Below are 25,785 nucleotides of genomic sequence, written 5' to 3'. Positions count from 1 at the left end.
ACCGTATACTTAATCTGTAACATTGGACATCCTGACGGCGGAGGTCGCTGCGTGCCTTCGCATGGGGGAGTGCGTCACTGAGGAGGAAATATGCGTTGCTTCGTCGCTTTTGCCGTTCTTTTGATCCTATCAGCGGCCGTGGGGAGTGTGGCCGCTGAGAGTCATCCGGTGATGGCCGCCATTGATGCGGCACAATCAGCGGGTGATCTATCCGCCGGACAGGCGGCCTTGTATAAGGTTCTTTACATCACCGGTGCAGCCGAGAAGATCCCCGCCGAGTTCAGGAATATTGAGGGCGGAGAGATGCGGTGCGCCACGCCGATCCTGATGGAAATTGATCGGCAAATGCCGAATTTTCCGCAGGATCTCCGGGATGCGATCATGAATGCCCGATCCCGGCCCACCGTCTGCCCCGAATATGTCGACACGGCTCATTTCCGTATCCACTATGCCATCACGGGCACCCATATGATTTACCTCTGGCCTAATACAACTTATTTAGATGGCGTCACTCAAGCCTGCGAAAACTCCTACGCCCATTATCATGGCGGCGTTCAGCATTGGGATACTCCGCCGAGCGATGCATCGGCCGGCGGCGGCATGGGTCTCATCGATTGTTATGTCATGGATGTCGGCACCGGCATCTATGGCTATTGTGAGCCCGAGGGATCGCCTTCAGGCGGAGCGCCCTGGGACCGAACGGCCTTCTTTGTTATCGACCATGATTATACCGGCTTCGGCTATACCGATCGTCTGGACCCGGCCAAGGTGACGATCGCCCATGAGTATCATCATGCCGTTCAGTTCGGATACACTGCGGCCGGCGGCTCCTGGTGGATGGAGAATACGTCCACATGGCAGGAAGATAATGTCTACGACGATATCAACGACAACTATAGCTACCTCGGGTGTTTTTTCGCTTCTCCTCATCTTAGACTCATGGACTTCAATGGCTGTCACGAGTACGGTCTCTTCGTTTGGCCGGAATTCATGAGCTTATACTATAACGATATGGATGTCGTCGAGGAGATCTGGCAGCGTTTGAAGTGGGATAGCAGCGATGAGCTCGGCGAAATGGAGAACGAGTTTGCCGAGAGGGGTTCTTCTCTCGACGATACTTTTGTCAAGTTCGGTGAGTGGAACTATTTCACCTCGGTGCGGGATGACGGAGACCACTACACCGAAGGGGCCAATTATACGCAGGTCGCCTATACCCGGTCCTATTCTTCATATCCGCAGGTTGGTATTCATCCGCAGTCGGTTCAAATGCCGGATCGGCTGGGGACGAGTTATATGCGTTGGATCCGGGACACCGGTTCAAGCCATAATCTTCTTCGCGTGACGCTGGACGGCCCGGAAACAGTGGCCGGGTTTGCCGTGATCGCAAAGGAGGCCACCGGCACCGAATCCCATGTCTACCCCGGGATAGTGGATGAGTTTGGGGATTGTGTTGTCGAGGTTCCGAATTGGGATCAGATGGTCTATGCCTACTCGATCGTCTCCATCCAGAATCTCTCATATGACGACCAGGATTATGCCATATCGGTCGAGACAGACAATCAATCGACCGCTGTCGGGGAAAGTGAAACCCGCGTCGTGATGACGGCCAAGAACGCCCCTAACCCGTTCTACCCGGCGACAACGATTCACTATACGCTGAGCCAGCCCTCCGATGTGCGGGTTCGCATTGTCGACGCCTCGGGGCGCCTGATCCAGACACTGGTTAACCGTCACGAGGAAGCGGGCCGGCATGAGATTCTATGGACCGGCAACAACGCCTCCGGTGAAGCGGTTCGGCCGGGAATCTACTTCTACCAGGTTCAAACAGACCGTGAGGAATTGTCAAAGAAGATGCTTATGCTTCGTTAGATTCGTCTTTAGACAGCATTTTGATAAAAGATCCGCTGAAGGCTCCCAGAGTCCTCAGCGGATTCTTTTTAGAGTCGGCCGGGACCCTTCCTTGGTTCACAACCCAGCGGGCGCATGTCGGGGGCCGTCTCTTTTTTGGGGTCTTCTGGAACGCGGCTTGCACGTTTCCTTTCATTGTGAAAATGTCAAGGACCCAACGGGGTGTATGGATTTGGCCCGCGATGGCTGCTGCCGTCCTCTTCGGTGTTATGGCGGCGGAAGGCGCCTGGTCGCCGCCGGTCGCAGAGGCGTTCCGGGGGCACGCGGCGGTCGGTCTTTTCACTGGTCCTGAAGGGCGGTTGCTTCTTGCCGGCGCCTTCCTCATCCTTGGATTCTTCGGCTTCTTCATGCGCAACCGCACACGCGCGATCCTCGCTTTTTCACTCCTGCTGCTTTCCCTCTCCGGCTTCGGTTATCTCCGGGCCGAATCCAAGCAGAGGGCTTGGGAAGATCAGTTCCAACATTATACAAAGGAAGTCTCTCCCTGGGTTTGGGTTGAGGGTGAGATCCTCGGACGAACACTCGTTAGGCGATGGGGACGTGAAGCGGTAGCCCGCTTGAATCTTCCCGGCCGGCCGCAGGTGTTGATGCAGTGGGAATCGAATTGGCATCCTTTGCCGGGGGACCGCTGGGCCGGCGCCTGCCGTCTGCGGGCCTTGACGCCGCCCGGGGTTCCGGGTCGGGTCGATCCGCGAAGGCGGGGGCGGCAGACCGGACCGTGCGGCGCCGTAACGCCTCTATGCCTTTATCAATTGAAATCGCAATCGTCCCTTCTCAGGAACCCGATCGGCTGGATACGAAGACAGCAGGTAAAGATCGGAGATACTTTTGAAAATCTCATGAGACGCCGTCTTTCGCCGGCGTCCTGGCATTTTCTCGCCGCTTTTCTTTTTGGCCGTCGCGAGTTTCTTGAACCGCAGCGGATCAGGGATTTCAGGGAGACGGGGACGGCCCATCTCATCGCCATCAGTGGGCTCCATGTCGGCTTTATCGCCATGGCCATGAGCCCCCTGCTGGGCTGTGTCGGGCGGCGAAGAAAACTTCGTGTCCTGCTGTGGACCCTACTGCTGGGATCGTTTGCCGGTCTGACCGGTAGCGCCGCGCCCGTCTGGAGAGCCTCCCTCATGATTGTTTCCCATCACATCGGCTCCTTGAGGGGTTCCAGAGAGGGGGCCCTGGGGGGATGGTGTCTGGGAATCCTGGCGGAGTCACTCATCCGGCCGTCGGCGGTCTTGAGTCCCAGTTTTACATTATCGTATGGCGCCGCCTTGGGCCTGGTCCTAGCCTCCCGCCGCGGTTGGCTGGGCGCTCTGTCAGCAGGTTCGGCCGGCCCAGGGGGAGCGAGGACTCCAGTTTATCAAGATCTTATCAAGCCGGCGCTCTTCCTTATCAAGAGAGTCGGTTTTGAAATTCTGGGGACGATCCGCGCCTCGGCCGTCGTCCTGATTGTGACGGGACCGCTTCTTCTCGCTTACTTCGGTCGGTGGCTTCCGCTTTCGATTCTTCACAACATTGTGATGATCCCAGCGGCTGGTTTTGCGCTTGGCTCGTCTTTGGGTTCTCTCCTCTTGGGATCCCTTCCGGGGTTTCCGGGAGAGGCCGCCTGGTCCGCGCTCGATCTTATCCTCAGCACCTTTCTCCGAATCCATGAATTCACCGCTGATCAATTCCCCTCGCTTGTCTTAGCGGGAGAGTGTCCCACCCTCATCGCGATCGGTCTTACCACCGTATTGTCGCTCTCGCTGATGAAGTCATCATGGGGTCGCTGGGGGCGCCGGTGTTTGATCGGTTCGCTGATCCCAATTATCGGAATGACCATCACCTCATGCGAGGGATCGCCTTGGAAGGCGACCTTTCTCTCTCTGGGACGGGGAGAGGCGATTCTTCTTCATTGGCCTTCTGGTGAAACCTGGTTGATCGACACCGGTCCCGGCGGCCGCGAGTCGTCCGATCCGCCGATCCTGCCCGCCCTCCGCGCTATGGGAATCCGGCGCCTCGAAGCGGTTTTCATCTCACATAATCAATGGGATCACTGCGGAGCGCTCGAGGATTTATCCCGATCGATGCCGATCGGCCGGATCATCACGGGGCCGGGCGGGTCGGAACCCCACCGCCGGTTGCCGGTGGAGGAGGGTATTTTTGAAGTCAGCGCCGGATGGACGGCCTGTCCCGCCCCAGGGGTGGAGGTTTCGGTCCTGCACCCTTCTTGCGACGAGAATTTGGATCTCAACAATCAATCGCTTGTTATCCGAGTCGAGGGATGGGGGATCTCGCTGCTATTAACCGGTGATTTGGAGGCCGCGGGGGAAGAGATTCTCCTGAATCATCGGGTGGATCTTCGAAGCCGGCTCCTGAAACTCGCTCATCACGGGCGCGAGACGTCGACCACGCCCGGTTTTTTAGAAGCGGTTCATCCGGAAGCGGCCATCGCCTTGGGAAAAAGAACGCTGGAGGGGCTCGGGGGCTCGAAAGTACTGAATCGAATCCGGGAATATGGCATCATCGCCATTGATACCGAGGTTGATGGTCCCATTTGTCTTTCGGCAGGACGCGGCCGCTGGTTTTTAAGGCCGTTCTTTGGCAGGGGGCATATCGATCTCGGCCCGCTTCAACAAAAAAGCAGCGTTCAATACAGGGCTTTCAATTGCGGATCCCATACCCGCATGCTATAAGGCGGGAGTCATGCCAAAACAGAAGATCAAATCATTAAGAACACTCAAAGATGTCGGCTTGGAATCTTCTTTTCGCGGTAAAGTCCGTGAGATTATCGATGTCGATTCACATCTGATCATGGTAGCAACCGATCGGATCTCCGCCTTCGATTCGATTCTTCCGACACCGGTCCCGGAGAAGGGAAAGATCCTCACATCGATCTCCGCCTTTTGGTTCCGGGGCTTCCAGCAAATTCTTCCGACTCACTTCATTTCGACCGACCTGGCGGATCTCCCATCCTCGCTGCACCAGTATGCGGAGGTTTTGGACGGCCGCTGGATGGCGGTTCGCAAGGCAGACCCTCTTCCCGTGGAGTGTATCGTCAGGGGATATCTTGCCGGATCGGGCTGGCGTGAGTATGAAAAGAGCCGCACCATCGGCGGTCAGCCGCTGCCCGCGGGTCTGACCTGCTATGGTCCGATGCCCGAACCGACCTTTACGCCCTCGACGAAGAGCCATGCAGGGCATGATGTGAACATTTCCGTCGGACAGCTCAAGGAGGTGCTGGGCGCCGAGACAACCGCCGCTCTTCAGGATTTGAGCTTGGAGATTTTCCGCCGGGCATCGGCCTACGCTTATCGGTGCGGGCTGGTTCTGGCCGACACAAAGTTTGAATTCGGATGGATCGATGGCCGGATGGCGTTGATCGATGAGGCGCTGACGCCTGACTCTTCCCGCTACTGGCCGGTGGAGATGGTGGAGGCCGGTGAAACCCCCAAAAGTCTGGACAAGGAATATGTCAGGCAATATCTGAAGAACCTGCCCTGGGATGGAAATCCGCCGGCCCCGGCTCTGACACCTGAGGTCGTTGATGAAACACTCAGGCGCTACCGCGATGTCGAGAGGCGGCTTCTGGCGGCTGGAAACACACCTGGCTTGGGAGACCCGATAAGGGCTCATCAATAGCTTCTCCTCAATATAATAGAGACATTGGAAGACGAAATATGGAAAGCATGAAGCAAGGAACGCAGAAGACCCCTGGTCTCGTGACGGTGCGCCGGGCGTTGCTGTCGGCCTATAACAAGCAGGGTCTGGTGCCCTTTGCCCGGCGGCTCGAAGCCTTGGGTATTGAAATCATGGCGAGTGGAGGAACGGCGCGGGAGTTGACGGATGCCGGCATTAAGGTCCGGTCACTCGACAGCCTCACCGGTTTCTCCCAACTCTTCGGGGGCCGCGTAAAGACACTGACACCGCAGGTCCATGGCGGGATCCTTCAGCGTCGCGGTCATGCAGGGGATCGGGGTGAGGCCGAGGAGTACGGTATTCTACCCATTGATTTGGTGGCGGTTGATCTCTATCCCTACGACTCGGTGGCGACAGACAGGTCAAAGGATACGGCGGATCGAGTCGAATTGATTGATATAGGCGGACCGACCATGCTGCGGGCCTCGGCGAAGAATCATGTGTCGGTCGTATCCATCTGTGATCGATCCGATTATGACCGGGTGGCCGGATGCCTCGAGTCGGGGGGCGGCGTCCCTCTCGAACTCTCCAGGGAACTCGCCTGCAAGACATTCGCAAAAACCGCAGCTTATGACGCCCTGATCGCTTCTACATTGGGCGGCATCGAGCCGGGCACCGGGATCGAGCGGTTTGTCTGGGCCGGTGAGAAGACCCGGGGCGTCCGGTATGGCGAGAACCCCGGCCAGGATGGCGGTCTGTATACGGCGCCGGGATCCTTGTGGGAAGGTCTTCAAGTTCACCAGGGGAAAGAACTCTCCTTTAACAATCTTCTCGATCTTGTCCGGGGCGCTCTCATCATGCGGGAGTTCGCCTCCGAGACAAAGGCCGTCACCACGGTGATTAAGCACGGAATCCCGGCTGGAACGGCGAAAAACGAAACATTAGAAGAGGCTCTCAAAAGAGCCTGGGATGGAGATGCCCTTTCGGCTTTCGGGGGCGTTATCTTTTTTAATCGGCAGGCGACGGCCGGGTGCGCCACATTTTTAAAGGACCTCTTTTTTGAGATCGTCGTGGCGCCCTCATGGAGCGGGGCGGCGCTTGCCATTATGAGTAAGAAGAAACGGCGGATTGTCCTGACATGGGATCTTCTTAAAGGTTCTTGGGACATCCCATTAAAAGATACGCGCTGGGCCTTGGACGGCTTCTTGATTCAGGATCCCCTTCCTCCAGGACCGCCTTTCTCATCCTGGAAAAATGTAACCGATGCATTGTCCGTTGATCCGCGGATCCAGTCTGATTTGGAATTTGCCTGGACAGTCTGCCGCCATATTCGCTCCAATGCGATTGTGCTGGTGAAAGATGGGATGACCGTCGGCGTCGGCGCCGGCCAGACAAGCCGGATCGATGCGCTGGAGATCGCGATTCACAAAGCCGGGCGGGCGGGTCACGATCTTCAAGGTTCCGTTCTGGCCAGTGACGCCTTCTTCCCCTTCTCCGATGTTCCGGAACGGGCGGCTGAAGTCGGCGTTGTCGCGATGGCGCAACCGGGCGGCAGCGTCAAGGATGAAGAGAGTATTGCGCTGTGCCGGGAGAAGGGTCTCCAGATGTTTTTTACATCGCAACGGATTTTCACGCACTAAGAAGGGTCACCTAAAGAGCCATGATTATCGTTCTCGACTTCGGGTCGCAATACAATTTGCTTATTGCGCGCCGGATCCGTGAGCTGGGTGTCTATTCGGAAGTTCATCCGTATAACCTGCCCGCCTCCGAGATCGCAGCGCGCGGGGCGACGGCGGTCATCTTTTCCGGAGGACCCGGATCGGTGACCCATATCGCCTTGCAACCCGACCCCGCCGTCATGGACCTCGGCCTGCCTCTGCTCGGGATCTGCTACGGGATGCAGGTTCTGGCCCATCTTCGGAAGGGCCGTGTCGAAGGAAGCAAAATCCGGGAATACGGGAAACAGATCCTTCGCATCGATAGAGAATCCCCACTATTCAGCGGCTGCACAGAACCATTTCAAGCCTGGATGAGTCACGGTGACAGTGTCACGAAACGGCCCGATGGATTTCGAGTCATTGCGTCAACCGCAGGACTCCCCGTTGCGGCGATGGAAGACCGGGAGACACGGCAGTTCGGGGTGCAGTTCCATCCAGAGGTCACGCATACGCCTCAGGGAAGCCGTGTTCTTGAAAATTTCGTGCGCCGGATCGCCGGCACGAAAGGCGATTGGTCATTGGGGGATTTTGTTAAAGCTTCGGTCAAGCGGCTGGGCGAACAGGTCGGGAGCGGTTCGGCTATCTGTGGTGTCAGCGGTGGAGTTGATTCCACCGTGGCGGCGGTTCTCTCACACCAAGCATTGGGGGATCGTCTCTACCCGGTTTTTGTGGATCATGGCCTCCTTCGAAAAAATGAAGCGGAGGAGGTTTTTAACTTTCTGACGGGGATGGGCCTTAAGGTCAAGAAAATCGAGGCGGCCGGCCGGTTTTTTGAAAAACTGAGGGGTATCACCGATCCGGAAAGCAAGCGCCGCTGCATCGGCGAAACATTCATCCGCGTCTTCGAGGAGGAGGCCCGGCGAATACCAGGCCTTACCCATTTGATCCAGGGAACCCTTTATCCGGATGTGATCGAGTCGCAAAGTGTCAAGGGCCCTTCGGCCACGATCAAATCGCACCACAATGTGGGCGGATTGCCTGAAAAGATGGATCTGAAATTGGGGGAACCTCTCCGGGAATTGTTTAAGGATGAGGTCAGAAAGGTCGGCCATTTGTTAAAGATTGACCCCTTGATTCTGGGACGCCATCCCTTTCCCGGTCCGGGCCTGGCCGTTAGAATTTTAGACGAAGTTACACCGGAAGCGGTCACCGCTCTGCAAGAAGCCGACGCGATCTTTATCGAGGAACTTCGCCGGGGGGGAGTTTATGACGATGTTTGGCAGGCCCTCGCCGTGCTGCTTCCCATCCGGACGGTCGGCGTCATGGGGGATGAGAGAACTTATGGGCAGGTTGTCGCCCTTCGCGCTGTGACCAGTCTCGATGGCATGACGGCCGATTGGGTCGATTTGCCCCGCGATGTTCTCGAAAGGACAGCGACACGGATCGTAAATTCGATCCCCAGTATCACGCGGGTTGTTTATGATCTGACTTCAAAGCCGCCTGCCACGATCGAATGGGAATGACGCCGCTCCGTTTTGAGAAAAGTTTCCGCGCCCCGCGCGCCGGCATCCCGGCCGTTTTCATTATTCTATTCTTTCTTCTGTCCTTTCCCGGCCTTGCGGCGGCTGTCGGTTCGACGGATCCCGGTGATTGGAGTTGGGAGGATTTGGGGGAGGAATTGTCCCGGGACTGGTTGGATGCCTTTAACAAAGTCCGGGTGATGGATGCCCGCGGATTGGTCGAGCGGGGACAAAGACGGCATCTGCGCGAGGAGAGTCTCTGGAACGAGATCCAGGCCGATCTACTGAACCATCCGGTCCTGTCAGGGCGGGACTCGATCCTCTACATCTTGACGGCGACCTCTCCGGCCGCCTTTCTCTCCCTTCTTACAGCCCCCGATCTTTTGTTTACGGCCCGGCAATGGGATCCAAGGGGATTGCTGGCGGTGCCGATGGCGGCTTGGCTGCTGAAGGAGGATCGTCCCGATGAGGCGTTGGAACTCCTGCAGCAACGGGTCGTTCCACCAGAGGATCGGGCCTATCTGGATCTCCTGCTTGTGGAGGTGGGAGACGCCCGGCGCGATTCGTCGGGAGCGGGGGCGATCGCCTTGCGCTTGGCCAATGGGAAGCCCCGTCATCCCCTCTGGTCCGATTTTGCCATCCGGGGCGCTTATCAGCTCTTCTATCACGGGCAATATGAAGCCGCCTGGACCCTCCTTGATCGCCGGCGCCATAAGACCGGGAATGAAACGATCCGCACCCTCTGGCTGCGTTGGAGAATCCGGAAATGGGCTCCTCAACTCCTCACGGATTCGAAATCAAAAGAGATCCTCGTCGCTCTCGCGAAAGAGGATTGCAATAGCCATCAAATCAACATCTTATGCGATACCCTTGAGAGATGGCTTGAAGATGATTGGATACCGGAAAGGGAAGATCGGGAAGCGCTGGTCCAGCTTCTTTTGAAGGGGAACCGCCCCCTGACCCTTCACCGATTTCTTGGTTTGGATGCGCCGGCTGATTCAAGCCGGAATGGGGTGGAGACCGCCCTCGCGGTCAATCACTGGGCGCAAACCGGTTCATTGGACCGGGCTCTTGCTTGGGCCGATGAGTTCCTCCTGGCTCCGAACCTGATTCAGAAGGAACGAGTCCTGCTGGCCCGCGCACGAATCCACCGGCGGAGAGGCCGTTTGGATGAGATGAGCCAGGATGCCTGGGAGATCTGGGAGTCAACGCAGGATCCGGTTTATGCCGGGTTGGCTCTCTGGGAATTGGCCCGGGAAACGGAAGATATCCTAGGCCCCCATGGGGCCCTTCCTATCTATCGTACACTGGCGGGCCGTTCGGGATCGGGGCGTTGGGCGCGACGGGGCGCTGTCAGAGTCGGTGTTCTATGGCTGGCGATGGGGAAGGCGGAATCGGCGCTCGCCTGGTGGGATTCCTTGGGACTCGGCCTGGGGGGGAGCGAAATGAGGCGGCCGGGAGAGCCTGCCCTCATCAAACTCGAGGAAGAACCGGAACGCCTGGCCGCCGGATTGTATTGGCGCGGCCGCGCCTATGAAGAGATGGGTTTGAAGGAGGAGGCGGTCAAGACCTGGCAGCGAATCGTCCGGCCCGAAATCTCCGGCTACCACGGTTGTCTTGCCACCCGAGCCGTCCGGTCGCTCCGTGAGCGGGGTTCCTCACAGACGCTTTGGGATGAGTGGGATCTCGAAGTTCGCAACGATAAGACCGCCTGGTCTCCTTCGACCTGGGCCAACGCCGTTCTGGAGCCCGGCCCCGGCCCTGACGACCCGAAATTCTGGGTTGGCCGGGCGGCCCGGTGGGGGATCTGGAATGAACTCAGGCGCTCTGCATGGGTCGCCGGGGAAAGGGCCCGGACCTCTTGGGAGTCGTTGTCGGGGGAGATCCAATCGGCCCTCCTTTATATATCGGGTGAAGAGTTCCAAGGTTTGCGCACCGCCCAGCGAATTGGCCATGATGAGCGTCGCATCCGGCTCTCTTATCCTCTCTTGTACGCGGCACTTCTCATCGACCGGCCTCTGTCCCCATTTTTTCTGTGGGCGATCATGCGTCAGGAGTCGGCGATGGATCGTTTTGCCGTTTCCCGGGCGGGAGCCGTCGGTCTTCTCCAACTCATGCCCACGGTGGCCGTGGAGGTGGGCCGAAGATGGGGATTGCCGTCCGGTCCCCTCACAAGACCCGAATGCAACATCCCACTGGGAGTGGCTCACCTTTTGGAGGCCTTCGAGGCGGATCTCGCCATCCCTGAAGCTCTCGCCGCCTATAATGCCGGATTAGGACCATCCCGGCGCTGGAAAGCTGAAGTCGATGGCCTTGACTTCTATGTGGAGAGGATTGGGTATGGGGAGACGCGCGATTATGTGAGACGGGTTCTTCGGGATCACGATCTCTACCGATCTCTTTGCCACCCAGAACCCTAGTCTTTTCCCGGTACAGTTGAACCCGCGTCAGAATGCTTGACAGACCGGCCAATGGGACGGACCTTGATGTCCTAGTGATTGGTAAGTTCAGAACGGAGAGAGGTTTTTGAGATCCCTGACATCGGAAATCGGGCGTAAAGCGATCCATCTGGGGGCGATCATCCTCCCGGTGGGGTATTACATCCTTCCTGAAACGCAGGGCCGCCGGATTCTCCTCATCCTCACTCTCATCAGCCTGGTTGTCGATATGGTCCGACTGAATGAACCGCGGATCCGCACCTTCTTCTACTATTTCTTTGGCCGGCTGGTCCGGGATCATGAACGCTACAATCTTCTCGGATCGACCTATGTTTTGCTCGCCTGCTTGATCTCGATCTACACCTTCAACAAACCGATCGCGGTGGCCTCCCTCTGCTTCCTCATCGTCGGGGATACGATGGCGGCGCTGGTCGGACGAACCTTCGGCCGCATTCCGATCCTTTCCAAGACGCTGGAGGGGAGTCTTGCCTGCTTCATCTCTTGTGTTGTCATCGGTTTGATCATACCCGGTCTCAGCTTGAAAATGATCTTGGGGGGCGCCTTTGTCGCGACCCTCTTTGAGCTTCTTCCCTTGCCTTTGGATGATAATCTTCGAATTCCCCTCTCGGCCGGATTCACCATGATGCTCCTGAGCTGACCCCGCTGAGAATTCGGGGGCGGGGGACCTTCGTTTGGGTCGGTTGCAGGGTCGGGGCATCTCTGCTAGCGTGTGCCGATGGATCTTTGGGATATCCTCCAGGATCGAATGTCGATGGAGAGATTGAGATGCTCGATGCGGTGAAACAAGTTGCTACAAAAGCGATTACATCGCTCTTCGGAACGAAATACGAGCGGGATGTCAAGAGCCTCTTTCCGATCGTCGAGCAGATAAAGGTAGAAGCTGCTTTGCTTTGCGAGCTGTCGGAAGAACAACTCCAGGCCAAGACGGACGAATTCCGTCGTCGCTATCAAGAAGGTGAGACACTTGATGAGCTTCTGCCGGAAGCCTACGCGACGATCTATGAAGCCTGCCGCCGCCATGTCGGCAGACGATGGACGGTGGTCGGCCACGAAACCCTTTGGGAGATGGTCCCCTTTGATGTTCAGCTGATGGGCGCCATTGTTCTGCATCAGGGCAAGATCGCTGAAATGGCGACGGGAGAAGGCAAGACCCTGGTGGCAATCTTTCCACTCTATCTCAACGCCATCGCGGGCCTCGGCTGCCACCTCATCACCGTGAATGATTACCTGGCCCGCAGAGACAGCGAGTGGGTCGGGCAGATCCTCAGATATTTGGGCTTAACATTGGGCGTCATTGCGCATGACATTGAAACGGCCCAGCGACGTGAGGCGTACAAGGCCGACGTCACCTATGGGACCAACAATGAAGTCGGCTTTGATTATCTGCGGGATAATATGGCGAGCCGGAAGGAGGATCAAGTTCAACGGGGCCATTTCTTTGTCATCGTTGACGAGGTCGATTCCGTGCTCGTCGATGAAGCGCGGACGCCGCTGATCATTTCCGGCCCTGTAACGCAAAGCCGCCAAAAATACGATGAACTGCGTCCCAAGGTGGAATCCTTGGTCTATGCGCAGAATTTATTGGTCGCAAAATTTCTCAAAGAGGCTGAACAAAAACTCGAGACGGAAGAGGATCCATATCCGGCCGGTATCCGGTTGCTTCAGATTCGCCGCGCCGCTCCAAAGAACAAACGATTCCTTAAGTTGCTGGCCGACAGCCCCTCCTTGGATAAATTAATCCACCGGGTAGAGTCGGATTTCATGCGGGATAAACGGTTGCATGAGCTGGATGAGGAACTCTATTTCTCGATCGACGAAAAGAACAGCAGCCTCAATCTCTCCGATATCGGCCGGCAGCATATGTCGCCTCAGGACTCTGATTACTTCACGCTTCCCGATCTCTCTGAAGAGTTGGGAGCGGTGGATGTTGATGGGAGTTTGGATCCCAAAGAGAAAATCCTGAAGCGCGAGGCGGTTCATCAGCGCTACGCCGAGAAGAATGATGAGATTCACAGCATCAATCAGCTTCTGAAAGCCTTTTGTCTCTTCGAGAAGGACGTCGGTTATGTTGTCCAAGACGGGAAAGTTCTCATCGTGGATGAATTCACCGGACGTCTTATGCCCGGCCGCCGTTTTTCCGAAGGCCTGCATCAAGCCTTGGAGGCCAAGGAGCGGGTTAAGGTCGAGGGGGAGACGCAGACCTGGGCGACTATTACACTTCAGAATTATTTCCGCCTCTATGACAAGCTGTCGGGCATGACCGGAACGGCGGAGACAGAGGCGGAGGAATTCATCCGGATTTACAATCTCGATGTCGTCGTCATACCCACGAATGAGTCGGTACGCCGTATCGATTATGAGGATCTGATTTTCCGCACACGGCGGGAAAAGTATAATGCCATCCTCGAAGAGATCGAGGCCTATCATAAGGCCGGCCGTCCGGTTTTGGTGGGAACGATCAGTGTCGAGGTTTCAGAGACGCTTTCCCGGATGCTGAAACGCCGGGGCATAAATCATAATGTTCTCAACGCAAAGCAGCACCGCAAAGAGGCTGAAATTGTACAATTGGCCGGATTACCGGGCGCGGTAACGATCGCCACGAATATGGCGGGCCGTGGAACGGATATCCGCCTGGGGCCTGGTGTCGTCAAGGGCAAGCTGTGCTATATCCAAACCCCCGAGGACGAAGCCGATTGCGATGCCTGTGAATCGGTCGCGGCCTGCCGGAAGGATATGCCCTGCGGTCTTCATATCGTCGGCACCGAACGGCATGAATCCCGCCGGATCGATCGCCAGCTCCGGGGGCGCTCCGGGCGGCAGGGTGATCCGGGATCCAGCCGCTTCTTCCTCTCTCTGGAAGATGATCTCATGCGTCTGTTCAGTCCCGAGAGATTGTCCGGGGTTTTACAAAAGATGGGTGTTGAGGAGGGTGAGGTCATTACCCACCGGCTGGTCACGCGCGCGATCGAGAAGGCTCAGAAGCGCGTTGAGGCGCATCATTTTGAGATCCGGAAGCACTTGCTTGAATACGATGATGTCATGAATCAGCAGCGCGAAGTGATCTATGAGCTCCGGCAGAGGGTGCTGGAGGGCGAAGACCTTCGCGGCCATTTGCTCGAGATGGTTGATGAAATCGTCGAACGCAAGGTCTCGGTCCATCTCGGAACCGGGGACCATCAGGACGATTGGAATCTGGACGAGCTCCGGTCCGAATTGGGCGGCACCTTTCTGTATCCGTTCAATTTTGAATTACCCGAAGGTGTTTTGGTCACCCGCGCCACGATTTTGGGCGAGGCGGTGGAGCAGGCTCATAAGGCCTATGATATTAGAGAAGAGGTTTTATCTGCTTCCATTATGCGCCAGGTTGAACGGTATGTTTTTCTCCGGGCGATCGACGATCGTTGGAAGGATCATTTGTATGAGGTCGACCAGCTGAAGGGGGGGATCGGTCTGCGAGCCTACGGGCAGAAGGACCCTCTCATCGAGTACAAGCGGGAGGCCTTCGGCATGTTCGCCATCATGATGGATGAGATACAGGAGGAGACGCTGAAGATGCTCTTCCGGGTTCAGATCGGCCAGCAACCGGCCCCGCCGCCGCCCGATCATCAGCAGCGGCAGCTCCTGAGGACCCAGCACGCGGAGCATAGGACACTGGGAACCGGTCAGACGGCCGGGTCCGGTGGGGGTGGGCAGCCGGTGACGGTTGGCGCCGGGGTCTCGAAATCGGGCGGGGAAGCGGCCGGACGGGGTAAGACACTGGTTCGCTCCCAGCCCAAAGTGGGTCGAAATGACCCGTGCCCCTGCGGAAGCGGGCTAAAGTACAAGAAGTGTTGTGGTCGACCTGGATAGATGGAGTTTGGAGAGCGACCAAGGCAGCGGTGGAACAGGATGTTTGAGGGATAGATGGCTAAATCATTGATTATTGTAGAGTCACCGGCGAAGGCGCGGACCATTGGACGCATGGTGGGAAACAAATATACGGTCCTTGCCAGTTTGGGGCATATCCGGGATCTGCCGAAGAGCAAACTCGGTGTGGATCTGGAGAACAACTTTTCTCCGGCCTATACGGTCATCGCGGCCAAGAAAAAGATAATCAAAGAATTGAAAGATGCCGCCAAGGCCGCCGACGCCGTTTTCCTGGCTCCTGACCCCGACCGCGAGGGGGAGGCGATCGCCTGGCATCTCGCTGAGGTGTTGGGTAAGTCGGCTTCAAGTTATCAACGCCTCATCTTTCATGAGATCACAAAGAATGCGGTGAAGCATTCTTTGGAACATCCGCAGGAAATAGACCAAACAAAAGTGGGCGCGCAGCAGGCCCGCCGCATTATGGACCGTCTTGTGGGATATCTGATATCCCCCTTCCTCTGGTCGACGATTCGATACGGCTTGAGCGCCGGCCGGGTTCAGAGTGTGGCCCTTCGAATTGTTGTTGATCGGGAGATCGAAATCCGCGCCTTTGTGCCGCAGGAATATTGGTCGATCACGGCGAACCTGCTCACAGATAAGGGCGGGAAGCTCACCACCAAGCTTCACAAGATCAATGGAAAGAAACCTGAGATCACAAATGAAGAAGAGGCGAAGAACCTTGTTGAAGAGGCCAAAAGTGGTTCCTTTAAAGTCTCTGAACTGAAAACGACGCGCCGCCGGCGTAAGCCATACGCGCCCTACATTACCAGCACTCTTCAACAGGAAGCCTACAAACAACTGAGGTCATCGGCGAAAAAGACGATGATGGTGGCGCAGCAGCTCTACGAAGGGCTCTCCGTCGATGGCGGTGATCCTGTCGGTCTGATCACCTATATGCGAACCGATTCAACCCGGATCTCAGATGAGGCTCTATCGAATGTGCGGGACCTGGTTCAGTCTCAATTCGGTTCCCCGTATCTTCCGAAAGAGGCGAGATTATACCGGCAGAAACAGCGGACACAGGACGCGCACGAGGCGATCCGTCCGACCGATGTGACGAGGACGCCTGATTCCCTGGCCAAGGTCCTCAGCAAGGATCAGCTCTCCCTCTACCGGCTGATTTGGAACCGCTTTGTCGCTTCTCAAATGTCAGATCAGGAATCGGATGTGACAACGGTCGATGTCGCCAACGGCCGCCTTCTCTTCAGAGCTTCGGGCACGCATCTGGTCTTTGACGGATTCACCCGGCTTTACCGGGATACCGAGGAGAACAAGGATGAAGACTCGGTGGATCTTCCGGAATTGCTGGAGGGGGATCCTCTGAAGCTCAAACGACTTGAAAAGAAGCAGCATTTCACCGAGGCGCCGCCGCGTTACACCGAAGCGACGCTGGTCAAGGCTCTCGAGGAAAAGGGGATCGGCCGGCCCTCAACCTACGCCACAATCGTATCCACAATCCTGGCGAGGGATTATGTCAACCGTGACAAGGGACGGTTGCTTCCCACCGATCTCGGAGAAACCGTTGTGAAGCTTCTTATAAAAACCTTTCCCGATATCTTTAACATTGATTTTACCGCAAAGATGGAAGGGGAGCTCGACGGTATCGAGCAGGGGGATGTTGAGTGGGGCCATGTCGTTAAAGATTTCTACGAGCCGTTCCAAAAAGACCTCGCCAAGGCGGAAGAATCCAAAAGCCATCTCAAGGAAGAGATTCAGGAAGAGAGCGATCAGGAATGTGAGAAGTGCGGGGTCAAGATGGTCAAGAAGTTCGGGCGTAATGGACCCTTCCTGGCCTGTCCCAATTATCCTGAATGCCGTTTCACAAAGCCCCTGAGCCCCGATGAGGAACCTCAGAAAACCGATTTCAAATGTGAAAAATGCGGGGCGGCCATGATGCTGCGGCGGGGGCGGTATGGCCGCTTTCTGGCCTGCGAACATTACCCGGAGTGCAAAACGACCCGGGCTGTTCCCACGGGCGTTCCCTGCGCGCGCCCCGATTGTTCCGGTGGACTGGTGGAGAAGCGCAGTCACCGGGGCCGGATTTTCTTTGGGTGCGACCGCTACCCGGATTGCGATTTTGCGGTCTGGGACCGGCCGGTCCCGGTCGAATGTCCGGCCTGCAAAAATCCATTCTTGGTTGAAAAGGAAACAAAAACCCACGGCCCGCATCTCTACTGCCCGCAATGCCGTTTCCGGGGGGATCGGAGTCTTGCCGATGGCATCGTCAAGGAAGGCGTCCTCTAAAATCTCCAGGGGAAGTGACGCCCTGGTTCCGGAAATGGAGGCCTTTCTGCTTCAGCTGAGGGCGGTTGAGGGTCTACGCCCGCTGACCATCAAGGCTTACACCGAGGATCTGGAGCGTTTCCGGCTCTGGCTCGCCGAGCACGCCCCTCGGCAGAGTGAACCATCCGGCATTTCGGAACGAATCAATACCGCGACGATCCGGGCCTATCTCGCCGTCCTGGCCGCTCGGGGCTATTCAGCCTCGACCCTCTCCCGCCGCCGGGCCGCGATTTTTCGCTTCACCCGTTTCCTCACACGCCGGGGAATCCTCCCGCGGGATCCCGCACCGGAGATTCCACGGGCGATATCAGGGCGGAAGCTCCCCAGACCGCTGGGGGCGCATCGCGTCCAAAGGATTCTGGAGGGACCCTGGCCCGAGGGGATCGAGGGTCTGAGGGATCGGGCTCTTCTGGAACTCCTCTATGGCACCGGTGTCCGCGTTTCCGAGGCGGCGGATGTCAATATTGAGGATGTCGATTTTCGGGAGGGGTGGTTGCGGATCCGGGGGAAAGGCGGCAAGGAACGTATGGTCTGCTTCGGCGAACCCTGTCGAAAGGCGCTGAGAGAATATCTCCGACACCCGGAACGGGCCGGATCGATCGATCCGCAGGAGACTTCTTTTTTCAGGAATCCGCGCGGGGAACGCCTCTCGGTCCGTTCCATTCAGCGGATCGTCACGCGCTATTTGATGCCCTTTAATCTCGAAGCCCGGCCGAGCCCCCACACCCTCCGACACTCTTATGCCACTCATCTTTTGGAGGGTGGGGCCGATCTGCGGATCATTCAGGAACTGCTCGGCCATGCTTCTCCGGCGACCACTCAAATCTATACGCATGTCACCCCATCATCTCTAAGGGAGGTTTATCAGCGTGCGCACCCGAGAGCATGACATGATTCGATCCACCACTGTCTTGGCTGTTGTGAGAGACGGGAAAAGCGCCATGGCCGGTGACGGCCAGGTGACGGCGGGAAATACCATCTTGAAAGCAACCGCCCGAAAAGTCCGCCGTCTTCATCAAGGAACGGTTCTGGCCGGGTTCGCCGGTTCCGCCGCGGATGGCCTGCAACTCTTCGACCGTTTTGAAACAGCCTTGGAATCCCATCAAGGCAAGCTTCAAAAGGCGGCGATCGAGATCGCTAAGGTTTGGCGGTCCGACCGTTTTCTCCGGCGTCTCCAAGCTCAATTGGCGGTGGCGGATCGGGACCATGTTCTTCTTATCTCAGGAACCGGTGATGTCGTGGAGCCTGAAGACGGCATTGTTGCCATCGGAAGCGGGGCGCCTTATGCCCTGGCCGCCTGCAGGGCTCTGTCCGCGCATACGGAACTTCCTCCCGAAAAGCTGGCCGTCGAGGCCTTGAGGATCGCGGCCCAAATCTGTATCTTCACCAACGACCAGATCTATCTCGAGGAACTCTAGGCGTTCCCGGTTTGTGGACCGGGTTCGATTTGCCCCGCCACCATACATCACATCAAATCCCACGGTAGGAATGGGAGGTCTCTGCATTGACAGACGTACAACAAGCAGCTGCGGGTCTCGAGCAATTCACTCCCCGCCAGATTGTGCATGAACTCGATAAGTATATCATCGGGCAGAATGCGGCCAAGCGAAGTGTGGCCATCGCCATGCGAAACCGAGTCCGCCGGCAAAAAGTCTCTCCGGAGATGAGAGATGAAATCGTCCCGAACAATATCATCATGATCGGCCCGACCGGTGTCGGGAAAACCGAGATCGCGCGGCGGCTGGCCCGCCTCGCGAAGGCTCCCTTTATCAAAGTTGAAGCCTCGAAGTTTACAGAAGTCGGATATGTCGGACGGGACGTTGAGTCGATGATCCGCGATCTGACGGAAATCGGTGTCTCCATGGTCCGGCAGGAAATGAGTCAGGAAGTCGAGGAGAAGGCCAAGGAAGGGGTACAGGAGAGATTGTTAAACATCCTTTTGCCCCGGCCCCGGAAGAATGCGACAGAATCCGAGGATGACGGATCCTGGGAGCGGACGCGGGAGAAACTCCAAACCCAGCTGGGAAAAGGGCAGCTCGAGGACCGGATGATCGACTTGGAAGTCATGGGACGGAGCTCTCCAATGATCGAGATCTTTTCCAATATGGGGATGGAAGAGATGGACATCAGCCTGCCCGAGGGGATGGACGGGATCTTTCCCAAGAAGAAGAGAAAGCGCCGGCTGACCGTCGCTGAAGCGAGGGTCTATCTTCTACAGGAAGAAACCCAGAAGCTGATTGATATGGATAAGGCCATCGAAGCGGCGCTCGAAAGAATCCAGAATGCGGGGATTGTCTTTATTGATGAGATCGATAAGGTCGCTATCGAACAAGGAGGTTCGGGGCCGGATGTCTCCCGGCAGGGCGTGCAGCGGGATCTCCTGCCGGTCGTCGAGGGTTGCGCCGTGGCCACAAAATACGGTCTTGTCCGGACCGACCATATCCTTTTCATCTCCGCGGGGGCTTTTCATACCAGCCGCCCCTCAGATCTGATTCCGGAATTGCAGGGCCGGTTCCCCATCCGGGTTGAATTGTCTTCTTTGACGGAAGATGATTTTTACCGGATCCTGACGGAACCGAAGAACGCCCTTATTAAACAATACCAAGCCCTATTGGCCACCGAGGGCGTTCAGATCGAATTTGAAACCGATGCGCTGAAAAGAATCGCAGCCATCGCCAGTGAAGTGAATGACGCCACAGAGAATATCGGCGCCAGAAGATTGCATACAATACTGACAACACTTTTGGAAGATATCCTCTTTGATGTCCCGGATCGAAAGATGGATGAGGTCAAGATCACATCCGGCTTGGTTGAGAAACGACTGGGCTCCATCCTTCAAGATAGGGATCTGAGTCGTTATATTTTGTGAGGTCTCAAGGAGTGGAAGGGAGATGGATTCGATGGGAAAGAAAAGTTGCTTGAAATTATCGGATTGGAGCCGGGCCGATTTGGACCGGACCTTGGACCGGGCGATATCCATAAAGAAGGATTTCAGAAAAGGCCGCGAAACGCAGCTCTTGAAGGGCCAGGTTCTCGGGATGATCTTTCACAAACCGAGTCTTAGAACCCGATTGTCGTTTGAGGTCGCCATGTGGCAGCTGGGCGGCAAAGGGATGCTGATTACCGACGCGGAAATCGGTTTCGGCCGCCGCGAAGCGGTGAAGGATATCGGGGCGGTCATGAGCCGCTATCTGGACGGCATCATGATTCGGACCTTCCATCAGAAAGATATCGAGGATCTCGACCGGGCTTCCACCATTCCGATCATCAACGGGCTGACCAATGAATTTCATCCCTGCCAGATTCTCTCTGATATGTTGACCCTGCGGGAGAAGGGGCTCTCGATCGACGGCCTGAGCCTCGCCTATCTCGGGGATTCCAATAATATTGTCCGCTCCTGGCTGAATGCCGGCCTGCGCTACAAACTCGATCTCAGAATAGGGTCGCCCAAGGGATTTGAACCGGAGGAAGAGCTTGTTGAGGCGGTCCAGCACAGGGGGGTCAGTAAAGTCCTCGTGACCTCATCTCCTCAGGAGGCGGTGGCGGGAGCTCATGTCATTTACACCGACACATGGACGAGTATGGGGCAGGAGAATGAGGCGGAAGAGCGCCGCAAGATCTTCCCTCCATTCCAAGTGAATAGTGAAATGCTAAAGGGCGCCGATCCTGATGTGCTGGTCATGCACTGTCTCCCTGCACATCGTGGGGAAGAGATTACAGATGAGGTGATGGACGGTCCGCACTCGATTGTCTATGACCAGGCGGAAAACCGTCTTCATGCCCAGAAGGGGCTTTTGGTCACGTGTATGGAAGGCTGAGACAGAAGCGGATTGGGTCCGGCGGGAGGGCCTCCCTCATGGTGGGATTCCTCTCCGGAATCATTCTCCAGTGGATCGGTGGGGGATGCGCCCAGATTGAACCTCCCTCCGGAGGTCCGGAAGATAAAACCCCGCCGACGGTTCTGCTCACGGTTCCGGAATCCCTCGCCGTCGGCGTCGGGGTCGAGGATCCCTTCGTCATCTCCTTTAGTGAATCGATGAATAAGGGAACGGTGGAGGATTGGCTTTTTCTGAGTCCTGAGGTGGATCGCTTACAATTCACATGGAATGCATGGGATGTCACGATCCAGCCGAAGGCGCCCCTGCAACCCAACACGACGTATGTCCTTCTACTGGGAAGCGAAATCCGGGACCGGCGGAGGAATCCCCTGGCGTCGCCCGTAGCGATCCCCTTCTCGACCGGGGATCATTTGGACATGGGCCGCATCGAAGGACAGGTGATCGCGGGACTCCTGCCGGCGCAAGGCCAATTTGTTTTTGCCTGGACGGGGGCTCCATTAGGTCCGGCGCCAGCGCAGGCCGATGGACAAGCCTCTGAGCCCGTGACGGAGCCGGTCCGGCAGCTCTTTCCGCCTGGAGGCATCTCTGATGCCATCCGGCGGGGACAAACCGACGCGCGGGGCGGATTCGTTCTGCCGCATCTGCCGGTCAACACACCCCTGACGATCGCCGTCCTCTATGATGCCGGCGGCAACCGCTCCTTCGATGAAAAATCTGATTTCTGGGCCTGTTTCCCGGATAGTCTGTTTCTGCCCGATACACTGGCCACGCGGATGGGTTTGGAAATCTATCTCGTATATCCCAATGAACCGGGTTCGATCAACGGGACGATTGTCGATTCTTTTTGTACACGTCGAAGCCGACCGGGGCCGATCCGACTGCGGGCCGACTCCCTGCGGGCCCTCTTGGCCCCACCTCCAGATTCGACCTCGGAGGAGGCGGCCGACCCAGATGATCGTGGAGCCTGGAAAGAGTGGATGCAGTGGTCGGAAGACACCTTGGAGGTTTTACCGGGCCGGCTTTATCCGCCGGCGATAGATTCGATGCTGGCGGGGCTCGCCCTCGACCTGGAAACGTCCCTTGAAGACAGCGCCTATTGCGCCCGACCGATATGGGTGGAGCTTTTCCCATCCCCCGATTCCAGTGCGATATCCTCAGTGCGTACTTCCGATACGTTTGAACTGAAGGGGATCGCGCCGGGCTCCTATTGGCTGCGCGCCTACCGGGACCTGAATCTCAGTGGCGATCTCACCGAGGGTGAACCGGAGAGCGCCTGGATGGGTCCCTATGAGATTCAACCGGTCCGTTCGATTGATTCTCTTCAGGTCTCCCTGCCGGTCCTGCCCAAACCCTGGCCCGAAAACCTCCTGCCGCTGAGAGGGGGGACATCCGATTCCACGCGGGCGGCTGGAAAAGCTTCGGGGGAACCGGGGGAAGGGCCATGAAACCTGAAGACCATCCGGCCTCATCCTTCGAATTTGTTAAAGTCGAAGGGGCCGGCAATGATTTCATCCTTGTCGATGGCCGGCTCCAACCGATGACCTGGGATTCAAAGAAGATTCGAAAGCTATGCGACCGCCGGCGGGGGATCGGCGCCGACGGCCTGCTCTATATCGAGCCCCGGGTGAAGGGGGGGCTCCAGGTTCGGTTCCGGAATCCCGATGGCGAGGTGGCCGCCTTCTGCGGGAACGGCGCGCGGTGTATCGCCGCTTATCTGCTCCTCGACGGGAAGCTTCCCCCTTTCATATTTCGCCTGGAGGATTATGCGGTGGAGGCCGAACCGGCCGGCCCGGGGCGTTTTCGGACCAGCATGCCGGATCCCGAAGGGAGACATCTCGGGCCCGTTACATTTCCCGCGGCGGATGGAGAGGGGCTCGAATTCCCATCGAAGGGGATTCTGCGGGCGGCGCTTGTCACCGTGGGTGTGCCCCATCTCGTCCTTCTCTGCACGGCGGATCTTTTCGATCGCCCGGTCAGCCAATGGGGCCCACCCCTCAGCCGGCACGCCGTCGTCGGTCCCTCGCGGGCCAATGTCAATCTCATCTTGAAGGAAGGGCCGCCGGAGAAGCTGCCGAAAAGCCGGCCGGATCAGCCGATGGAAAGAAAGACCTGGCGTCTGCGGACTTTTGAGCGGGGGGTCGAGGATGAAACCCTCGCCTGCGGCAGCGGCATCACGGCCGCCGCCTGGGCGCTGACGAGCTGGAAAGAAGCTGGGACCCCCATAACGATCCAGCCGACAGGAAGGGATGAGTTGACTGTTTTTGGGGAGACGGATATTAGAACAGCCGCTTATAAAACAGAAGACCGCGGACGCTGGTTTCTGGAAGGCCCCGCGCGGATCATTTATCGTGGAAGGATCAATGAGGGGGGATAGGAATTATGTTTGAAGGTGTCGCTGTTGCCATGGTCACCCCATTCCGCGACGGGGAGATTGATTTCGAAGCCCTTGATCGGCTGGTCGATCATCTCCTCGATGGCGGGATCGACGGTATCGTCCCCGTCGGATGCACCGGTGAGGCTGCCGTACTGAGTCCCAGCGAGAGGTTGCAGGTGATCCAGCGGGTCCAGAAGCGCACCCGCGGACGCGCCTATATCCTTCCCGGAACCGGGACCAACACGACCGCGTCAACCATTGAACGCACGCGGGAGGCGCGGGAACTGGGTGTGGATGGGGCGATGCTTATTACGCCTTACTATAACAAACCGACACCAGCGGGGCTTCTTGCACATTATCAGACCGTGGCCGATGCGGTTGATATCCCCATTGTCTTGTACAATGTGCCGGGGCGGACGGGTGTCAGCCTCACCGTTCCGACGGTGATCCGTTTGGCGAAACACCCGCGGATCGTGGCGATCAAGGAGGCCTCCGGGTCGCTGGAAGCGATCTCTGAGATCGCGCATGCCGGCACCATCACCTTGCTGTCTGGGGATGACGGTTTAACCTTGCCGATCCTTGCCGTGGGGGGGCAAGGGGTGGTCAGCGTTCTGGGGAATCTCTTCCCTCGGGCGATGGTCTCCATGGTCAAGGCCGCCCGTTCGAATGACCTGGAGACGGCCCGGCGCTACCATCTCGCCCTGGGCCCCCTCTTCAAGGCGCTCTTCATCGAGAGCAATCCCGGCCCGATCAAATATCTCCTCTCGCAGGAAGGGTTGATCAAGGATGAATTCCGCCTGCCGCTGGTGCCCATTCGGGAGGACAACAGGGAGGGTCTGAGGGAGGTGGCCGAAAGGGTTAGGCGGGCGATTGAAGGGCTGGATCAGGAGGTCCGCTCATGAGGGTGGACTCCGCCGATCGCGTCCTTCGCTTCGTTCTTGCCGGCGCCGCCGGCCGGATGGGTCGGGCGATTGAGGGGCTGGCCGTGGAGGATCCCCTGCTGACGATCGTCGCTCTCGTCGATTCCCACGAAATCGAGGACGATCGCTGGCGCCGCCGTCTGGGGGAGGTCGCGGATCCGGCCGATGGCGTGATCGAGTTTACGCATGCCGGAGGCCTGGCAGCGATCGCGACCGTCTGCGCCGAGAGAGGGTGGCCCCTCGTCAGCGGAACAACGAGTCTGACGGAGGAGGACCATGCCGGGCTGGCGCGGGCCGCGGAGACGATCCCCATTCTGCAAGCCAGCAATCTTAGTTTGGGGATCGCCTTGATGCGCAGGTGTCTCGCCTCCATCGGCAGGGAGGCGCCCGAGGGGACCGAGTTGGAGATCCTCGAAATCCATCATGGCGCGAAGCGTGACGCTCCCAGTGGAACGGCGCGAACGCTCTATGAGACCTGGTCCCAGGCGCGGGGCGGCCATGCGATTAAGAAAGAGGGGCGTTCGGGACTCGCCGGCCCCCGGTCGCCTGAAGAGGTGGGGATTCATGCCCTCCGTCTGGGCGAGGTTGTGGGGGAGCACCGTTGTTATCTCGCTTTGCCCGGCGGGGAGCGGCTCGAACTGGCGCACAGTGTCACTCGCCGGGAATCGTTTGCCAGAGGGGCGTTCCTCGCCCTGCGCCGGCTGGTGGGACGGCCACCCGGTTTTTATAGTGTGGATGAGATCTTTTTGGACTGAGATCTTTTTAGTTCAGAGGAGATCTTCGAAGTGAGGATCCCGGTCTGACCGGGCCCTGTTAGCGGGCCCGGCGCCTTGGGAAAACTCTTCAGCTGGAGGGTGTTGTCTGGGTTTGCTTGGCAACCCACTTCGCCAAACGCGATTTCTTGCGATTGACGGTGTTTTCTTTCAGAACGCCCTTCCGCTCGGCATTGTCCAACTCAGAATGGGCACTCCGGAGAAGCTCCGGCATCTCATCCGGCTTGGCATTTTCGAGTTTGCGAATCGCGGTGTGTACCTGGGATTTCACAACCCGGTTCTTGAGACGGCGGTGGACATCTTGACGCATCCTCTTCTTATTCGATTTATGCTGTGGCAAAGAACTGATCTCCCTTTCAATAAGTCATACAATCATGAAGTGATGGGGCGGGAACCCAAAATCGGATTCCATAGATAGGCCGGTCCGAAAATGGACCAGCCTTGAGAAAAGTTAAGCCCTGGCGGCCGGACCGTCAAGAGGAGTCTTCAATTGCCCGCTAAGCTGAGAGGTATGATCCGGTTTTGGTCGC

18 protein-coding genes are annotated in these 25,785 nt (G+C 57.6%); 17 read left to right on the top strand and 1 reads right to left on the bottom strand.

The window, feature by feature from the left end:
- Window positions 1-90: 90 nt before the first annotated feature.
- From KJ970_05220 to dapB, 17 genes are all read left to right on the top strand, one after another.
- Window positions 91-1,869 (top strand): T9SS type A sorting domain-containing protein, encoded by a 1,779-nt coding sequence (locus KJ970_05220; GenBank protein MBU2690310.1) that lies wholly within the window; start codon window positions 91-93, stop codon window positions 1,867-1,869.
- Window positions 1,870-2,090: 221 nt separating this feature from the next.
- Window positions 2,091-4,580 (top strand): DNA internalization-related competence protein ComEC/Rec2, encoded by a 2,490-nt coding sequence (locus tag KJ970_05215; GenBank protein MBU2690309.1) that lies wholly within the window; start codon window positions 2,091-2,093, stop codon window positions 4,578-4,580.
- Window positions 4,581-4,590: 10 nt separating this feature from the next.
- Window positions 4,591-5,526 (top strand): phosphoribosylaminoimidazolesuccinocarboxamide synthase, encoded by a 936-nt coding sequence (locus tag KJ970_05210; GenBank protein ID MBU2690308.1) that lies wholly within the window; start codon window positions 4,591-4,593, stop codon window positions 5,524-5,526.
- A gap of 38 nt (window positions 5,527-5,564) precedes the next feature.
- Window positions 5,565-7,163 carry a bifunctional phosphoribosylaminoimidazolecarboxamide formyltransferase/IMP cyclohydrolase gene (purH, locus tag KJ970_05205; protein ID MBU2690307.1) on the top strand — a complete coding sequence of 533 codons (1,599 nt, stop codon included), beginning with the start codon at window positions 5,565-5,567 and terminating at the stop codon, window positions 7,161-7,163.
- A gap of 20 nt (window positions 7,164-7,183) precedes the next feature.
- Window positions 7,184-8,704, top strand: a complete 1,521-nt coding sequence (gene guaA / locus KJ970_05200; GenBank protein ID MBU2690306.1) for a glutamine-hydrolyzing GMP synthase — start codon at window positions 7,184-7,186, stop codon at window positions 8,702-8,704.
- On the top strand, window positions 8,701-11,121 hold the full coding sequence (locus tag KJ970_05195) for a lytic transglycosylase domain-containing protein (GenBank protein ID MBU2690305.1): 2,421 nt from the start codon (window positions 8,701-8,703) through the stop codon (window positions 11,119-11,121). The genes guaA and KJ970_05195 overlap by 4 nt, the downstream gene beginning before the upstream one ends.
- A gap of 106 nt (window positions 11,122-11,227) precedes the next feature.
- On the top strand, window positions 11,228-11,797 hold the full coding sequence (locus KJ970_05190) for a hypothetical protein (protein ID MBU2690304.1): 570 nt from the start codon (window positions 11,228-11,230) through the stop codon (window positions 11,795-11,797).
- Between the two features lie 128 nt (window positions 11,798-11,925).
- Entirely contained in the window at window positions 11,926-15,009 is a 3,084-nt protein-coding gene (secA, locus tag KJ970_05185; GenBank protein ID MBU2690303.1) for a preprotein translocase subunit SecA, read from the top strand.
- A gap of 54 nt (window positions 15,010-15,063) precedes the next feature.
- Window positions 15,064-17,310: a type I DNA topoisomerase gene (gene topA, locus KJ970_05180; protein ID MBU2690302.1), complete on the top strand. Its 2,247-nt coding sequence runs from the start codon at window positions 15,064-15,066 to the stop codon at window positions 17,308-17,310.
- On the top strand, window positions 17,282-18,238 hold the full coding sequence (locus KJ970_05175; protein MBU2690301.1) for a tyrosine recombinase XerC: 957 nt from the start codon (window positions 17,282-17,284) through the stop codon (window positions 18,236-18,238). The genes topA and KJ970_05175 overlap by 29 nt, the downstream gene beginning before the upstream one ends.
- Window position 18,239: 1 nt before the next feature.
- Window positions 18,240-18,767, top strand: coding sequence for an ATP-dependent protease subunit HslV (hslV, locus tag KJ970_05170; protein MBU2690300.1), 528 nt, complete (start codon window positions 18,240-18,242; stop codon window positions 18,765-18,767).
- A gap of 86 nt (window positions 18,768-18,853) precedes the next feature.
- Window positions 18,854-20,218: an ATP-dependent protease ATPase subunit HslU gene (gene hslU, locus KJ970_05165; GenBank protein ID MBU2690299.1), complete on the top strand. Its 1,365-nt coding sequence runs from the start codon at window positions 18,854-18,856 to the stop codon at window positions 20,216-20,218.
- A gap of 31 nt (window positions 20,219-20,249) precedes the next feature.
- Window positions 20,250-21,167 (top strand): ornithine carbamoyltransferase, encoded by a 918-nt coding sequence (gene argF / locus KJ970_05160; GenBank protein ID MBU2690298.1) that lies wholly within the window; start codon window positions 20,250-20,252, stop codon window positions 21,165-21,167.
- A 38-nt stretch (window positions 21,168-21,205) separates the two neighbouring features.
- Entirely contained in the window at window positions 21,206-22,633 is a 1,428-nt protein-coding gene (locus tag KJ970_05155) for an Ig-like domain-containing protein (protein MBU2690297.1), read from the top strand.
- Entirely contained in the window at window positions 22,630-23,562 is a 933-nt protein-coding gene (gene dapF, locus KJ970_05150) for a diaminopimelate epimerase (protein ID MBU2690296.1), read from the top strand. Before KJ970_05155 ends, dapF begins: the two co-directional genes overlap by 4 nt.
- Window positions 23,563-23,567: 5 nt before the next feature.
- The gene (gene dapA / locus KJ970_05145) at window positions 23,568-24,464 is read left to right on the top strand and encodes a 4-hydroxy-tetrahydrodipicolinate synthase (GenBank protein ID MBU2690295.1); all 897 of its coding nucleotides are present in this window, start codon (window positions 23,568-23,570) and stop codon (window positions 24,462-24,464) included.
- Complete coding sequence (gene dapB, locus KJ970_05140) at window positions 24,461-25,237, top strand: 4-hydroxy-tetrahydrodipicolinate reductase (protein MBU2690294.1); 777 nt, start codon at window positions 24,461-24,463, stop codon at window positions 25,235-25,237. The genes dapA and dapB overlap by 4 nt, the downstream gene beginning before the upstream one ends.
- Before the next feature lie 88 nt (window positions 25,238-25,325).
- Here the strand turns inward: dapB and rpsT are convergent, their stop codons facing one another.
- The gene (gene rpsT, locus KJ970_05135; GenBank protein MBU2690293.1) at window positions 25,326-25,595 is read right to left on the bottom strand and encodes a 30S ribosomal protein S20; all 270 of its coding nucleotides are present in this window, start codon (window positions 25,593-25,595) and stop codon (window positions 25,326-25,328) included.
- Window positions 25,596-25,785 lie beyond the last annotated feature (190 nt).

Source organism: Candidatus Eisenbacteria bacterium (assembly GCA_018831195.1).
Lineage (GTDB): Bacteria > Eisenbacteria > RBG-16-71-46 > CAIMUX01 > JAHJDP01 > JAHJDP01.
The sequence above is the reverse complement of the archived record's forward strand: the minus strand, read 5'-3'. Positions and strand labels throughout refer to the sequence as shown.